The following is a 15,963-nucleotide window of genomic DNA, read 5'->3' as shown; positions in this document are numbered from 1 at the left end:
AATTCTATGTTCAACAAAATTATAACAACTTGTGCACTGGCCTTTTTAGCCATGCTCAGCTGTGGAGCCGATGAGCCGGTTCCTTCCGGAACTCCTGACAAGGAACCGCCTACAGAGGTCTTATCAAATACCTTGCCAATTGCCGATCCGTATATCCTGCTTTATGACGGCACTTATTACGCCTACGGGACATCCATAGGCAATGGCTTCGAGGTATATTATTCAGACGACTTGGAATACTGGAAACGCTCTTCTTCATTGGCATTAGATGAAAAAGATTCGTACGGGGATCATAACTTCTGGGCTCCTGAAGTCTATTATATCGAAAAGGAAAAGAAGTTCTATCTGTTCTACTCAGCTGAAGAACACATCTGCGTAGCTACTTCCGACTCGCCGTTAGGCCCGTTTAAGCAGGATGTTCAAAAACCAATCCGCGAAGAGGGAAGTATTGATACTTCTGTCTTCTTTGATGATGACGGCAAGGCTTATTTATACTTCGTCCGTTTCAATGACGGGAACGTCATCTGGTGTGCCGAATTGAAAGACAATCTGAAAGAGATCAAGGAAGAGACCCTGACACAATGTTTTGCTGCCACCGAGCCTTGGGAACTAATCTTGCCGAAAGTAGTAGAAGGTCCGTCTGTCATCAAGCAAGACGGGAAATATTACCTGATGTATTCAGGCAACGGATATACCAGTCAGGATTATGCGATCGGCTTTGCTGTAGCAGACTCGCCTTTCGGCCCGTGGAAAAAGTACGATAAGAATCCGATTCTTCATAAATATAAAGGATTAGTCGGTGTCGGACACGGAGCTCCTTTCATCGATAAAGAAGGTCATTGGCGCTATGTATTCCATGCACATAAAAGTCTGACGGAAATTCACCCGCGCGACGCTTACATCGTAGATATGTCCTTGAAAAACGGAGTTATCACATTAGACGGAAATTTAATCTGTCCGAAAGTGATTAAATAAATCTTTTCTCATCATTTTCTTGGCAGAGTATTTATCTGTATTTGTCAGCAGATAAGTATTCTGCCTTCTTTTTATTTGCAAAGAAACGACCTATTCCTGCTTTCCCGGCAATTCTTTTATTTGTTTATCGTCATAAACTAATTAATTCACAGAACTGAATTAATTAAATCACTAATATGAATCAATCAAATCACCAATATGAATTAATCAATTCACATATGTGATGCAATAAATTTATAGGTATTTTTATATGAAAAATAAGGAATAAAACATTAGTTAACAAGACATTAACACCAATTTCTCCACTTAACAGCATAAACCATCAATCAGCAGCCTTGAAAAAAGGAAGCAGACCTGTATCAACTTGAATAATAATGATTATCTTTACAGCCTTGAGTTGAAAACAAAACTATAATAAAAGAGAACGTATGGCAAAAAGTTTGATATATACCCGCACGGGAGATAAAGGCACAACATCGCTGGTGGGCGGACAACGCGTATCGAAAGCCGACCGCCGTATTGAGAGTTATGGTACCATTGATGAATTAAATTCATTCATCGGTCTGCTGATGACAGCTATCGAAGATCCGGAAGACGAGAAGTTCCTGCTGTTTATCCAGCATAAGCTCTTCACCATCGGTTCTTATCTGGCCACCGACCAGTCGACTACCGAATTAAAAATCGAAAGTCAGGTCACTCAGGAAAGCATTGAAAAGATCGAGCATGAGATTGACCGCATCGACGAGACACTGCCCAAGATGAAGAATTTTGTATTGCCGGGCGGTTGCCGTTCAGCCTCCTTAGCTCACGTATGCCGCACCGTATGCCGACGGGCCGAACGCCGCATCTACAGCCTGGCAGAACAGGCCGAAGTAGAAGATCCGGTACTGATATTTGTCAACCGTCTTTCCGATTATTTATTCGTATTGGCACGAAAAGAATGCCTGAAGCATAACGGCAAAGAAATTATTTGGGATTATACTTGCATCTAAAAAATATTGTTATACATTTGCGGAAAATTTGGAACCGAGGCCGTGCCAAAACGTAAGGTGTACAAAACGAAAGACCAACGTATTTTGTAAAAACCAGTTACATCTTGGCGCTCCCTCTTTTAATACTATAGAAACTATGTATTGGACATTAGAGTTAGCTTCAAAATTGGAAGATGCACCTTGGCCTGCAACCAAAGACGAATTGATTGACTATGCTCAGCGTTCAGGTGCACCCTTGGAGGTGATAGAGAACCTGCAAGAAATGGAAGACGAAGGCGAGATTTATGAATGTATGGAAGATATCTGGCCTGATTATCCGAGCAAGGAAGATTTCTTCTTTAACGAGGAAGAGTATTAATACATGTCTGGCAAACGGTTGGTCTTCAAGAAGCCAACAGGCAGGCAATAGAAATATGAACATTCAATTAATCGAGTATTGTCAAATGATGTCAGCGAGGTAGTAAGGCTCAAAAAGCTTCTCTACCTCGTTTGTTTTTTTGTCACTGAAAAACAATAGAAAGCCGATTGTCCCGTTATAAGTTTAATGGTTACGGATATCTCGTAAGGAAACAAACAGCATGAAGCGAATACTTTTTCTGATCATATTAGGGTGGTCGGTCCTGCAAGGGCTGAAAGCGCAGACGGATGCGGCATTAAGCCATTATTTCATGGCGACGGCGTATTATAATCCTGCGGCTGCCGGATCAACAGAAGATTTAAAAATGCTGGGGTTGTTTAACCGACAATGGGTAGGATTTCCCAATGCCCAACAATCATTCTTTGTTACAGCCGATATGCCCTTGAAAATCGGGAAGACCAATCACGGTATCGGTATAGCGGCCTATACAGAAAGTATCGGACTGTTTCAAAATACATTCGTAGGTGCCCAATATGCTTATAAGCAAAAGCTCTTCGGCGGTGTATTAAGCGGAGGTATACAAATCGGCTTCGTAACGGAATCATTCAAGGCCGACAGTATATACATACCTCAAAGTCCTTTCCACCAGCAGGAAGATGAAGCCTTTCCGCAAGGGACAGTCAGCGGCATGGGACTCGACCTGAATGTCGGGTTGTTTTACACCCATAAGAACTTTTATGCCGGCATCGGTTTCACCCATGTGACATCACCGGAGATACAATTAGAAGAAACCGTATACACATATATCGGAGGAATGCTTAATTTTATGGGCGGATACAATATTCAGCTGAATAATCCGTTGATAGTATTAAAGCCTTCCGTATTTTTGTTAACAGATACGAAAAATTATCATCTGGATGTAACAGCACGGATGGAATATAATAAGATGTTTAATGGTGGTATCTCCTGGAAGATGAACGAATCAGTCGGAATCCTGCTGGGAGCGAACATCGGGAAATTCAACATCGGATATTCTTTCGGTTATCCGACAACGGCCATACGAAACGTATCATGGGGAAACCATGAACTCGTGGTTCAGTTCCGGTTAAAACTGAAAAAGACAAAGACAGGAAATACTAAACATAAAAGCGTACGGATATTATAAGTATATGAAAAGAATAGGGCTAATACTTCTGGCAGTGGTTTCACTGCTGACCTCTTGTGGCAGATCGCTTTCGAATGCGGGAGGAGAAGTCACGGGAGCACGTTCAATGGCAATCAACGAACCGGCTCCTTACGGGATGGTGCTAATCAACCGGGGATCTTTTGAGATGGGACCGGCTGAAAAGGATTCAATCTGGGGAATCATGCCGGATAAGAAAGGAATTTCGGTAGATGCCTTCTGGATGGATGAAACGGAAACGACGAATGCTGAATACCGCCAGTTCGTGTATTGGGTACGCGACTCTATTATTCGTGAACGTCTGGCTGATCCGGCTTACGGAGGCAACGACTTGTTCAAGATCACTGAAGACAAATATGGTGATCCGGTAACACCACACCTGGACTGGAGCCGTCCGATTCCCTGGAAAAAGGCAAATGAGGATGAAATCCGAGCCATCGAAAGTGTATATTATACCAATCCGGTAACCGGAGAAAAGAAACTGGACCCGAAGCAGATGGTATTCAAATACGAATGGTATGACTATACAGCTGCCGCCTTACGAAAAAATCAGATGGATCCGGCAGACCGCGTGCGAAATACCGATATCAAGGTTGACCCGAACGAAGTCATCATGATCTCAAAAGACACGGCCTACATCGACGAAGAAGGGAACATCGTCAATGAAACCATCACACGTCCGAGAAGCGGACCATGGGATTTCCTGCATACACGGATTGTCAATATCTATCCGGATGAGAACTGCTGGGTAAACGATTTCAACAATTCATATAATGAGCCTTACACCCGTATGTATTTCAACCATCCGGGTTATGACGATTATCCAGTTGTAGGTGTATCCTGGGAACAGGCCACAGCCTACTGTGTCTGGCGTACAAACTTATTCAAACAGTCATTAGCTCTGCCGGCCGGACAAGTCATTGAGCCATTCCGCCTGCCGACTGAAGGCGAATGGGAATATGCGGCCCGCTGCGGTAAGAACGAGAATAAATATCCCTGGGCTGGCGACAACCTGGTTGGAGGAAGTGGAAAAGGTTGCTTCTTAGGTAACTTTAAGCCAGGAAAAGGTAATTATACAGAAGACGGTCACCTGATCACATCACGGGTCGGTTCGTTTGCTCCCAATGAATTTGGTCTGTACGATATGGCCGGAAACGTATCAGAGTGGACTTCTACCGCCTATACCGAATCAGGCCCGAATCAGATGAGTGATATCAATCCGGAACTCCGTTACAATGCGGCCAAAGAAGATCCGTATGCCCTGAAGAAGAAAGTAGTCAGAGGTGGTTCGTGGAAAGATGTATCGCAGTTCATCCGCTCGGATATGCGCAGCTACGAATATCAGAACGAAACCCGATCGTACATCGGATTCCGTTGTGCCCGCACACAGATCGGATTCTCCAAATCGAAAGGGAAAAAGAAATAAGAGTATAAACGAATAAAGATATAGTTCCATGGGAAAATATAGAAGATATAAGAATATTATAGAAATGTTCCTTTCGAGTGAGAAAGGAAAACGCGTATTGAACTTCTGCTACAGCTGGGGTGCATCAGTCGTAATCATCGGTGCCTTGTTCAAGTTGCTGCATTTACCGTATGCCAACCAGATTCTGTTCGTGGCGATGATTACGGAAGCTGCCGTATTCTTCATCTCAGCCTTCGAACGTCCGAACGACGAATATCATTGGGAAGATGTCTTTCCGGTTCTTAAATCGAAGAATCCGTTAGACCGTCCGGACTTCACCAAAGGAAGTGAAACCAACGGAGGAAATGGTATTCAGGTAGGTGGTGTCGTCATGAATATGGGAAACGGAGCTCCGGCTTCAGGCAGTACAGTGAGTGGAGCAGCGGCAGCAGCTTCCTTAGGATTGAATGTAACTGAAGAAGATACCCGCAACCTGTCTGACAGCATCAAGAAACTGAGCGGAGCAGCCGAACAAATCTCAAAAATGGCGGAACTGACCGAAGCTACTCAGAAATATCTGGAACAGTTGTCGTCGATGTCTGAACAAATGGAAAAGTTCTCGCAAGTGACCAATTCATTGACAAGTGCATCCGATACGTTATTAAATGCATACCAGCATATTTCCGATAATTCGGATGGCATCAGCCAGAACTCAAAAGGCTATGTACAGCAGATGGAAGCCCTGAACCACAATATCAGTGGTCTGAATGCCATTTATGAAGCCCAGCTGAAAAGTATCAGCATGCAGATTGAAAACATCGAACAGATCAATGCAGGTTTGGCCCGCATTAAAGATATGTACAATGGTTCGGTAGTAGACAGCTCGGTATTCCGCAGTGAAACGGAAAAGATGACTCAGCAGTTAGCTCAACTGAATCAGGTATACAGCCGATTATTACAGGCCATGACTGTTAATATGGCTCCGCAACAGCCCATGTATCAACAACAGCCCTATCAACAACCGATGTATCAGCAGCCGTATGGTTACCAACAGCCATATAATGCCCCGAAACAAGGATGAGTGAAATAAGAATAAAGTTATATAGAACGATTTTGCAGGAAAACAGATAAACAATGGCAGGAGTAGCAAACAATCCGAATTCGCCACGCCAAAAGATGATCAATCTGATGTACTTGGTGTTCATTGCCATGATGGCACTGAATGTATCATCAGAAGTATTGGATGGCTTTGAGCTGGTGCAAGACAGTTTGCGCACTTCCATCGACAATACGAAACAGCGCAATGACATTGTTTCCAACGAACTGGAAGCCTATTACCAGACAAACCCCGAAAAGGTGAAGGAATGGTACCAGAAAGGTCGGGAAGTGAAGCAAAGATCAGATTCCTTGTATAATTACATACAGGATCTGAAACAGAAGATAGCCGTCATCGCCGATGGCAAAGAAGCGAATGTGGATAACATTGAACATAAAGACGACCTGGAAGCAGCAGCACGTGTTATGCTGGCTCCTATAAAAGGTGAAGGGAAAAACTTGCGTGAATCGATTGATGCCTATCGAACCTGGATGGGAGAATTGGTACAAGACTCAGCAAAGACTCGTATTATTGAAAATGTGTTGAGCACAGAGCCTCCACATCAGGCTGGTATTAACACCCGCACTTGGGAAACAGCCTTGTTTGAGAATATGCCGGTAGCTGCGGCCATTACCTTATTGACAAAGATTCAAAGTGATATCCGGTATGCTGAAGGAGAAGTCCTTTCTCATTTATTAAACAGCGTTGATGTCGGAGACTACCGCGTCAACCAGATTACAGCACAAGTCATACCGCAGAGCCAGATCGTGATGCGTGGAAGCCAGTACCAGGCGAATATTGTTTTATCAGCCGTCGACTCCACCAAACGGCCTACTATTTTCGTAAATGGGAAAGAACTGCCAGCCGAAAAAGAAGGTGTATTTACGGTAGGCACAGGAGCGACCGGAACATTCCCGGTAAAAGGATATATCGAGATGCCCAATAGTGATGGCAGTATGAACCGTTATCCGTTCGAAAGTGAATATTTCGTTACAGAACCGAGTGCAACAGTAGCTCCCACCTTAATGAACGTCTTGTATGCAGGTATTGCCAACCCGATCCGTATTGCTGTTCCGGGTGTTCCAAGTGGCAATGTGACTGCTTCAATGACAAATGGAACGCTGACACGCAAAGGAGATCTGTGGGAAGCCCGTCCGTCAAAAGTAGGGACAGAAGCTGTTGTCACCGTGAATGCCCGCATGGCAGACGGCCGGAATGTAGAAATGGCCAAGACATCATTCCGTGTACGCGCCTTACCGGATCCGATGCCTTACATCGAATATAAGGATGAAAACGGAAACGTCCGGAAGTTCCGGGGCGGAAAGATTTCTAAACGCAGCTTAGTGGAAGCCAATGGAATCTTGGCAGCGATTGATGATGATCTGTTGAACGTAAAATATACTGTACAGAGTTTTGAGCTGACATTCTTCGATTCGATGGGTAATGCCATCCCTGAAGTGGCACAAGGAACGAATTTTTCTCAACGGCAGAAAGATTATATCCGACGCCTGTCAAGAGGAAAACGCTTTTATATCACCAACGTGATTGCAAAAGGTCCGGACGGCATCGAACGTAAGATATCGACTATAGAAGTGATCGTCAACTAATCAATCGGGTTCAGAAAAGATCAATTACGAAAGAAAACAAATAAATAACGTCTTATGAAACGTATCTATTATATAGTGGCTTGTTTGATTTCCCTAATGACTATTCTTCCGGCAAATGCCCAGGAAGATAATGGAGGAACGCAGACAACACAGCAACAGCGCAAAGGACCACGTGCCAGCCGAGGGGAACGAGCTGCGACAAAAGAAGAGAGCGGACTACCGGAATTGTCGGTTCGTGCGCAAGACCTGAATGAACGCTTGACCCAACAGGTTGGAAATGCCCGCTGGATGCGCGTGGTATATCGACAGGTCGATCTGACAAAAGAAAAGAATACGCCTTTATATTACCCGATTCGCCCGATGAACGGACAGATGAACTTATTCACATTGATCTTCCAACTGCTCAGTGAGAATAAGTTGAAAGTTTATGAATACCTGGACGGTTATGAAGTATTCGATGACGAACATCTGGTAAATTTCAAGGAAATGCTGGACCGTTTCCATGTATTTTATGAAGAAGTGGAACCGAAGAACGGTGGCGAACCGTCATTAGTCATCAACGAAAGCGATATTCCTTCCGAACAGGTGAAATCGTATTATGTCAAGGAAATGTGGTACTTCGACCAGAACAATTCACTGTTCGACGTTAAGACATTAGCTATTTGTCCATTGTTATCATCCGATAACGATTTCGGCGAGACCACCAGTCCGATGTTCTGGTTGCCTTATGAAAATATCCGCCCTTATTTGCATACGGCTTATATCATGACTTCCAACCTGAACAATGCGATGACATTTACCATCGACGATTATTTTCGCCGCCGGATGTTTGATGGAGACATCATCAAGACACAAAACCTGATGAACCAGCCGTTGCAGGCCTATTGTCCGACTCCTGATTCATTAAAGAAAGAGCAGGACCGTATTGAAAAGCAGTTAGTCTCATTCGAAGATTCTCTATGGATGAAACCTGATACGACCTTGCTGAAAGAACTCGAAGCTAACCAGAAAGGAAAGAAAGCAAAGGCGAAAGAAGCGAAGGTAAAAGAGACAAAGACAGAAAAAGTAAAAGCGCCGAAAGCACAGAAAGCTCCTAGATCCACAGGTGCCGTTCGAAGCGTTCGCCGCAGATAAAAATAAAAGCAACTGAGTTAAATTATAGCGGGATGTCGCAGCTGCGACATCCCGTTTTTTATTTGTAGAAAAGGAAATTGGCTCTATATCAATATTGATAAAACAAATATCAAAAAAGAAAGGCCGCATAGCAGAAAAACCTTCTAAATTTGGCAGAAATATCAGATACATACTTAATCAAGAGGACCATGAAAAATCTATTTTGGCAGGCTATATTGGGAGTAACCTTATCCATTTCAGGAATAAGCTGTTCGTCTGATCCGCTCGAATCCGGATTCAAGAATCCATCCAATCAGGTACAAACTTCCGTTTATTGGTATTGGATTTCAGGAAATATATCGGAAGAAGGTGTAAAGAAAGACTTGTATGCCATGAAAGAGGCCGGTATCAACCGGGCTTTTATCGGAAGTATGGGCGTAGAAGGTATTGAAACGCCGTATGAAAAGGTAGCTTTCGGTAGTGAAGAATGGTGGAAAATTCTGCATACAGCCTTAAAGACAGCCACAGAGTTGGGTATCGAAATCGGAATCTTCAATTCACCCGGCTGGAGTCAGTCCGGAGGGCCTTGGATCAAGCCCGAACAAGCCATGCGTTACCTGACTTCCACCAGCTGTCAGATAGAAGGTGGGAAAAAGATTTCCATCCAATTAGATAAACCAGCCAAGGATTTTCAGGATGTTCGTGTCATCGCTTTTCCTGCCTTGGAAAAGGCAGATACTGTGTCATCGGGAAAAGTAATATTTCCAAAAGACCCGAAACGGCCGTACGAAGTAATCCTCAAGACCAAACCGGGCTTTACTTTGCGGACCATTTCATTTTATCCTTCAGAAAAGCCGATCAATACAACGGCCCAGTTATTTGCCGAACAGAACGGAGCCTATAAATTAATAGATGAATTTGTCCTCGACCGCTTCAATGCTGCACTGAATGTGGGCTTTGATCCGTATGCTCCGGTTGTCATTTCTGTTCCGGCTATTCAGGCCAGTCGCTTTAAGGTAGAAGTTGAGGCAACAGCTGCCGGAAGTGAACTCAAAGACATTATTCTGTCATCAGCACCACAAATCGAACGTTATCCGGAAAAGAGTCTGGCCAAAATGTTCCAAACACCGCTACCTTACTGGAAAGAGTATCAATGGCGTGAACAACCGGCTTTAGATAATGCATCATGGGCGATCCATTCAGATCAAGTCATCGATATCTCTTCCTGTCTGACAGGTGATCAGCTTACATGGGACGCTCCGGCCGGGAAATGGGTCATCATGCGGACTGGTATGTGCCCAACCGGTGTAACTAATAGTCCAGCAGAACCAATAGCCACAGGACTGGAAGTTGATAAGATGAGTCGTGAACACGTGGCTGCCCATTTTGACGCTTATATGGGAGAAATCATTCGCCGTATTCCGGAAGCCGACCGGAAATGCTGGAAGGTTGTTGTACAAGACAGTTATGAAACAGGAGGACAAAACTTCACGGATGACTTTATGGAGTCATTCAAGTCTCGCTATGGCTATGATCCTTTACCTTTCCTGCCTGTCTATAAAGGATACGTAGTAGACAGCCAAGACAGATCAGACCGTTTCCTTTGGGATGTACGCCGACTGGTTGCCGACCGTGTTGCCTATGATTATGTAGGTGGATTACGGGATATTTCTCATAAATACGGATTAAGAACCTGGTTAGAGAATTATGGACACTGGGGTTTCCCCGGAGAATTTCTCCAGTATGGAGGACAATCGGATGAAATAGGCGGTGAATTCTGGAGCTTCGGTGATTTAGGGAATATCGAAAACCGGGCAGCTTCTTCTTGCGGGCACATCTATGGCAAACAACGCATCTCCGCAGAATCCTTTACCAGCGGTGGCCGCCCATTCAACTGCTATCCTGCAATGATGAAACAACGCGGAGACCGTTTCTTCAGTGAAGGCATCAACAGCACTTTGTTACACCTTTGCATATCGCAGCCTTCAGATGAACGTGTACCGGGAGTAAATGCCTGGTTCAGCAGTGAATTTAACCGGCTGAACACCTGGTATCCGCATATGGATTTATTCACGTCCTATCTGAAACGTACCAACTACATGCTACAACAAGGATTGAATATTGCCGACGTTGCCTATTTCATCGGAGAAGATGCTCCTAAAATGACAGGAATCACGCAGCCGGCTCTGCCGAAAGGATATCAGTTCGATTATATCAATGCTGAAGTCATTGAACAGGATTTGTATGTAAAGGATGGTTTACTAACACTTCCTCATGGGACACAATATCGGATGTTAGTATTACCGGAATTAAAGACAATGCGACCGGAATTACTGGAGAAAATTGCATCGCTACTCAACGACGGCGCAGTCATTTTGGGTCCAGCACCGGAACGTTCTCCGAGTGGAAAAGATTATGAGAAAGCGGATCAGCAAGTAAAAGCCTTGGCTGATAGCTTGTGGAAAGGACTAGACGGAAAACAAACGCAGGCCGTACAACGAGGGAAAGGCTGGCTTCTGTATGGCATGTCCATGCAAGAAGCATTGGAGAAGATAGGCTGTGTACCCGACTGCCAGATACCTGAAACATCTCCTGTCTTATATGCACACCGGCAAGCTGAAGGAAAAGACATTTATTTCCTGTCCAATCAAAGTGATCAGGAAATAGAAGTGACACCTGAGTTCCGCATAAAAGGGAAACAGCCCGAATGGTGGGATGCTACCACAGGAAAGATCCGTCGGTTACCAGCATTCGAGTTTACGGAAAACGGAACACAAGTTCCTTTACGGCTGGCTCCTTTCGAAAGTGCATTTATTGTATTCCGGCAGACAGGCAAAGCTTCGGCAGAAGGTATCGATGCAAACTGTCCACGCCCGGAAACATGGATGGCATTGGATAAGGATTGGAACGTTACATTCAAGGATTCGATACGAGGACCGAAACAAGCGCAATCATTCGATCAGTTAATCGATATCAGCACGCATCCGGATGAATCCATCCGTTATTATTCGGGAACTATTGTTTACGACAAACAGATTAGCATCGATCAGTTGCCGGCTGGAAACATTTACCTGAATCTGCAAGACATAGGAGTTACAGCCAAAGTAACTGTAAACGGCCAATATGCAGGTGGCGTCTGGACACCACCTTACCGACTGGACATATCAGAATGGTTACATAAAGGGAAGAATCAAATCTCGGTTGAAGTAACCACAACCTGGCAGAACCGCCTGATTGGAGACAGCCGCCTGCCGGAACAGGAACGGACAACGTGGACGGCCTGCAACGGATGGAGCGAGAAAGATCCTTTACAGAAATCAGGATTAATCGGACCAGTCACGCTGGAGGTTGTAAAAAGGTAATGATTCTAAACGGGATTGAAAGGGTTTATTTGTCAGAACGCCGGAACTTGTTTATTTTTGCATAAACAAGAGAAGGGAAAATATGTCCGAGAATAATTCAATCTTCATTAAAGGTGCCAGAGTCAACAATCTGAAAAATATAGATGTTGAAATACCTCGCAACAAACTGGTGGTGATAACGGGACTGTCGGGTAGCGGCAAATCATCATTAGCTTTCGATACGTTGTATGCCGAAGGGCAACGGCGATATGTGGAAAGTCTTTCAGCCTATGCCCGTCAGTTTTTGGGACGCATGAGCAAACCGGAATGCGATTACATCAAAGGAATCCCGCCAGCTATTGCCATCGAGCAGAAAGTCAATACGCGGAATCCGCGTTCAACGGTAGGCACTTCGACCGAGATTTATGAGTATCTGCGCTTGCTTTATGCCCGTATCGGAAAGACTATCTCTCCAATTTCAGGGGAAGAAGTAAAGAAGCACCAGGTAAGCGATATTGTCCGGACAGTATTGGAATACCCGGACGGAACACGCTTTGCCGTCTTTGCCCCAGTTATTCTTCTTGAAGGCCGTTCGATGAAGGAACAACTGGAGATCTTGCAGAAGGAAGGTTATACCCGCTTGTTTATTCATGATAAAGCCTATCGTATTGCAGAAGCCTTGGCTGACCCGAAGTTATTGGAAGAACCAATTGAACTGTTGATCGACCGACTGGCTGTTTCGCAAGAGAAATCATTGCGAAGCCGACTGGCTGATTCGGCAGAGACTGCCTTCTTCGAAGGACATGGCGTTTGCCGAATTCGTATCTATTTACAGGACCAAGTCATCTTGAAAGAGTTTTCCAAGAAATTCGAGGCTGACGGCATGACCTTTACCGAACCGACCGACATGATGTTCAGCTTTAACAATCCGCTAGGCGCTTGTCCGGTGTGTGAAGGCTTCGGGAAAGTGCTGGGAATCGATGAGAATCTGGTCGTACCGGATAAAAGTCTTTCGGTCTACGAAGGCGCCGTAGTCTGCTGGAAAGGCGAAGTGATGGGCGAATGGTTGAAAGACTTCATCGTCAGCAGTGCCCGCTATGATTTCCCGATTCATCGTCCTTATTACGAACTGACCGAAAAAGAAAAGGACTTGCTGTGGCACGGAGCCAAAGGTGTACATGGCATCGACGATTTCTTCAAATATGTAGAAGAGAATCTATATAAAATCCAATATCGGGTCATGTTGGCCCGCTATCGGGGTAAGACCGTTTGTCCGGCTTGTAAGGGAGCTCGCTTGAAACCGGAAGCTTTATACGTAAAAGTAGGAGGAAAGAATATTGCAGAAGTCGTTGCCATGCCAATTACTGAAGCCAAAGCTTTCTTCGACCATTTGAATCTGGACGAGAACGATGCCGCAATCGCCAGTCGCTTACTGACAGAAATTAAGAACCGTCTTCAATTCCTGCTGGACGTTGGTTTGGGTTATCTGACGCTCGACCGCCTTTCTTCTTCCTTATCAGGTGGAGAAAGTCAGCGTATCAACCTCGCCACTTCTTTAGGAAGCAGTCTGGTGGGTTCATTATATATCTTGGATGAACCGAGTATCGGTCTGCATTCCCGCGATACCGACTTGCTGATTCATGTTTTGCGCCAGTTACAACAATTAGGGAACACGGTTGTTGTCGTTGAACACGACGAAGAAATCATCCGGGCTGCCGATTATATTATTGACATCGGTCCGAAAGCCGGACGCTTGGGTGGTGAAGTTGTCTATCAGGGCGACGTAGCTCATCTGCAAAATCAGAGTAACAGTTATACAGTCAGATACCTGACGGGAGAAGATAAGATTGAACTTCCGCTTTATCGCCGTCCGTGGAACAGTTACATCGAAGTGAAAGGTGCCCGGAAGAATAACCTGAAAGGAATCGATATTAAATTCCCGTTAAACATATTGACAGTCGTAACTGGAGTCAGTGGTTCCGGTAAAAGCTCATTGGTCCGTGATATCTTCTATGAAGGCGTCAAACAACATCTGGACGAAGCCCGTCTGACGGTAGATTGTTCCGGATTAACAGGAGATTTAAACCGGATCAAGGCTATTGAATACGTCGATCAGAATACAATTGGGAAAAGTTCCCGTTCAAATCCGGTGACGTATGTCGGAGCCTACGATGAAATCCGCAAACTCTTCGGTGCACAGCCTCTGGCCAAACAACTGGATTATTCTGCCGCCTATTTCTCCTTCAATAAGGAAGGCGGACGTTGTGAAGAATGTAAAGGTGAAGGCCGCATCACGGTAGAGATGCAATTCATGGCAGATGTCACGTTGGAATGTGAAGCTTGTCACGGCAAGCGTTTCAAGTCGTCCGTTCTTGAAGTAGAATATCAGGGGAAGAACATCTACGACGTATTGGAGATGACTGTCAACCAGGCTATCGAGTTCTTCTCTCAAAATCCCGGAACACAAGAAAAGAAGATCATCAAAAAGTTAGTACCGCTACAGGAAGTAGGCTTAGGTTATATCAAATTAGGACAAACTTCCTCATCGCTGTCTGGAGGAGAAAACCAGCGCGTCAAACTGGCCTTCTATTTAGGACAGGAAAAGCAGCAGCCAACACTCTTCGTCTTCGATGAACCGACAACGGGGCTGCATTTCCATGATATCAAGACCTTATTAAAGGCTTTCAATGCTTTGATAGAACGAGGCCATACGGTAGTCATTATCGAGCATAACATGGACGTCATCAAATGTGCAGACTATGTCATCGACTTAGGACCGGAAGGCGGAAAGAACGGCGGTAACCTGGTTTGTGCCGGAACACCGGAAGAGATAGCCGCCTGCCCATCTTCCTACACCGGACATTACCTAAAGGAAAAGTTAGCTGATTAATAGCTATTTTCTAAACTTAATGCCCTGCCGAATTGTTAGTTTATTAGTACTTGACCTATAAGTTATGAACACGAGAATCAGAGACTTATAAACTCAGGGACAAACAACTGATAAACTAACAAACTTAAAAACGAAAAGATATGATGCATCAGATGCCCAAGCTTCCCTACGAGATGGAAGCACTCGCTCCGTTGATGAGCAAAGAAACATTCGACTTTCATTATGGAAAGCATCTTCAGACGTATGTAAACAACCTGAATAAACTGATTGTAGGAACGCCCTATGAAAACCTGGAACTGGAACAGATTGTCTGCCAGGCAGACGGTGGAATCTACAACAATGCGGCTCAAACTTGGAACCACACTTTCTTCTTCCAGTTATTAACTCCCAAACAACCTTCATTGCCGGATGATTTGGCTGGATTGTTGACGCGCGATTTCGGTTCGGTAGATCAATTCAAAGAAGATTTCACAAAAGCAGCTTTAGGACTTTTCGGGTCAGGTTGGGTATGGCTTGTGCTTGGCAAAGACGGAAAGCTGTCTCTGCTGCCTACATCCAATGCAGGTAACCCGTTAAAAGACGGATTGAAACCATTATTGGTTATTGATGTATGGGAACATGCCTATTACATTGACTACCGGAATAACCGGGCCGCCTTCATCGAGGCTTTCTGGAAACTAGTCAATTGGGAAAAAGTAGCCGATCTCTTAGGATAATTATATTTCAATACCCATATATTAAGGAAATAGCTTTAGCATATTAGTCAAAATGTCGTAGCCTTTTATATTTTTGACAGATGTGCTAAAGCTTTTTCATATCTGTCAAAAAGTTTTAGCACATATATGGAAAAGCTTTCCGACAACTGTCAAACAATTAAAAAGTAACGAGATTTTCTGCTATTGAATGGTTACTTTCTATGATATCCCGCCTCAAAAAAATGAAAAAACCTGCTAGTCTGTTTAGGATTTAGGTAATTTCGCCTGTCTATATAATTAGACAACGG

11 protein-coding genes are annotated in these 15,963 nt (G+C 44.4%); all 11 read left to right on the top strand.

Features of this window, described 5'->3' with window-relative positions; all coding sequences use genetic code 11:
• Positions 1-6: 6 nt before the first annotated feature.
• The 11 genes from NEE14_RS11670 (at position 7) to NEE14_RS11620 (ending at position 15,676) form a co-directional block, all read left to right on the top strand.
• Positions 7-975, top strand: coding sequence for a glycoside hydrolase family 43 protein (locus NEE14_RS11670; RefSeq protein ID WP_251966637.1), 969 nt, complete (start codon positions 7-9; stop codon positions 973-975).
• Positions 976-1,403: 428 nt separating this feature from the next.
• Positions 1,404-1,967 (top strand): cob(I)yrinic acid a,c-diamide adenosyltransferase, encoded by a 564-nt coding sequence (locus NEE14_RS11665; protein WP_251966636.1) that lies wholly within the window; start codon positions 1,404-1,406, stop codon positions 1,965-1,967.
• A 136-nt stretch (positions 1,968-2,103) separates the two neighbouring features.
• Complete coding sequence (locus tag NEE14_RS11660) at positions 2,104-2,325, top strand: DUF2795 domain-containing protein (RefSeq protein WP_005633363.1); 222 nt, start codon at positions 2,104-2,106, stop codon at positions 2,323-2,325.
• Positions 2,326-2,545: 220 nt separating this feature from the next.
• Positions 2,546-3,490: a PorP/SprF family type IX secretion system membrane protein gene (locus NEE14_RS11655; RefSeq protein WP_251966635.1), complete on the top strand. Its 945-nt coding sequence runs from the start codon at positions 2,546-2,548 to the stop codon at positions 3,488-3,490.
• A gap of 4 nt (positions 3,491-3,494) precedes the next feature.
• Positions 3,495-4,934 (top strand): SUMF1/EgtB/PvdO family nonheme iron enzyme, encoded by a 1,440-nt coding sequence (locus tag NEE14_RS11650; protein WP_022455522.1) that lies wholly within the window; start codon positions 3,495-3,497, stop codon positions 4,932-4,934.
• Positions 4,935-4,962: 28 nt separating this feature from the next.
• A complete protein-coding gene (gene gldL / locus NEE14_RS11645) occupies positions 4,963-5,994 on the top strand; it encodes a gliding motility protein GldL (protein ID WP_251966634.1) in 1,032 nt (343 codons plus the stop codon).
• A 53-nt stretch (positions 5,995-6,047) separates the two neighbouring features.
• Positions 6,048-7,616 carry a gliding motility protein GldM gene (gene gldM, locus NEE14_RS11640; RefSeq protein WP_251966633.1) on the top strand — a complete coding sequence of 523 codons (1,569 nt, stop codon included), beginning with the start codon at positions 6,048-6,050 and terminating at the stop codon, positions 7,614-7,616.
• A 54-nt stretch (positions 7,617-7,670) separates the two neighbouring features.
• Complete coding sequence (gene gldN, locus NEE14_RS11635; RefSeq protein WP_251966632.1) at positions 7,671-8,750, top strand: gliding motility protein GldN; 1,080 nt, start codon at positions 7,671-7,673, stop codon at positions 8,748-8,750.
• 188 nt (positions 8,751-8,938) lie between these two features.
• Positions 8,939-12,091, top strand: a complete 3,153-nt coding sequence (locus NEE14_RS11630; protein WP_251966631.1) for a glycosyl hydrolase — start codon at positions 8,939-8,941, stop codon at positions 12,089-12,091.
• Between the two features lie 82 nt (positions 12,092-12,173).
• Positions 12,174-14,960, top strand: coding sequence for an excinuclease ABC subunit UvrA (gene uvrA, locus NEE14_RS11625; RefSeq protein ID WP_251966630.1), 2,787 nt, complete (start codon positions 12,174-12,176; stop codon positions 14,958-14,960).
• A 140-nt stretch (positions 14,961-15,100) separates the two neighbouring features.
• Positions 15,101-15,676, top strand: a complete 576-nt coding sequence (locus NEE14_RS11620) for a superoxide dismutase (RefSeq protein WP_251966629.1) — start codon at positions 15,101-15,103, stop codon at positions 15,674-15,676.
• Positions 15,677-15,963 lie beyond the last annotated feature (287 nt).

This window comes from Parabacteroides sp. AD58 (assembly GCF_023744375.2).
Lineage (GTDB): Bacteria > Bacteroidota > Bacteroidia > Bacteroidales > Tannerellaceae > Parabacteroides > Parabacteroides absconsus.
Note: the sequence above shows the minus strand (reverse complement) of the source record. Positions and strands in the feature narration are given on the sequence as shown.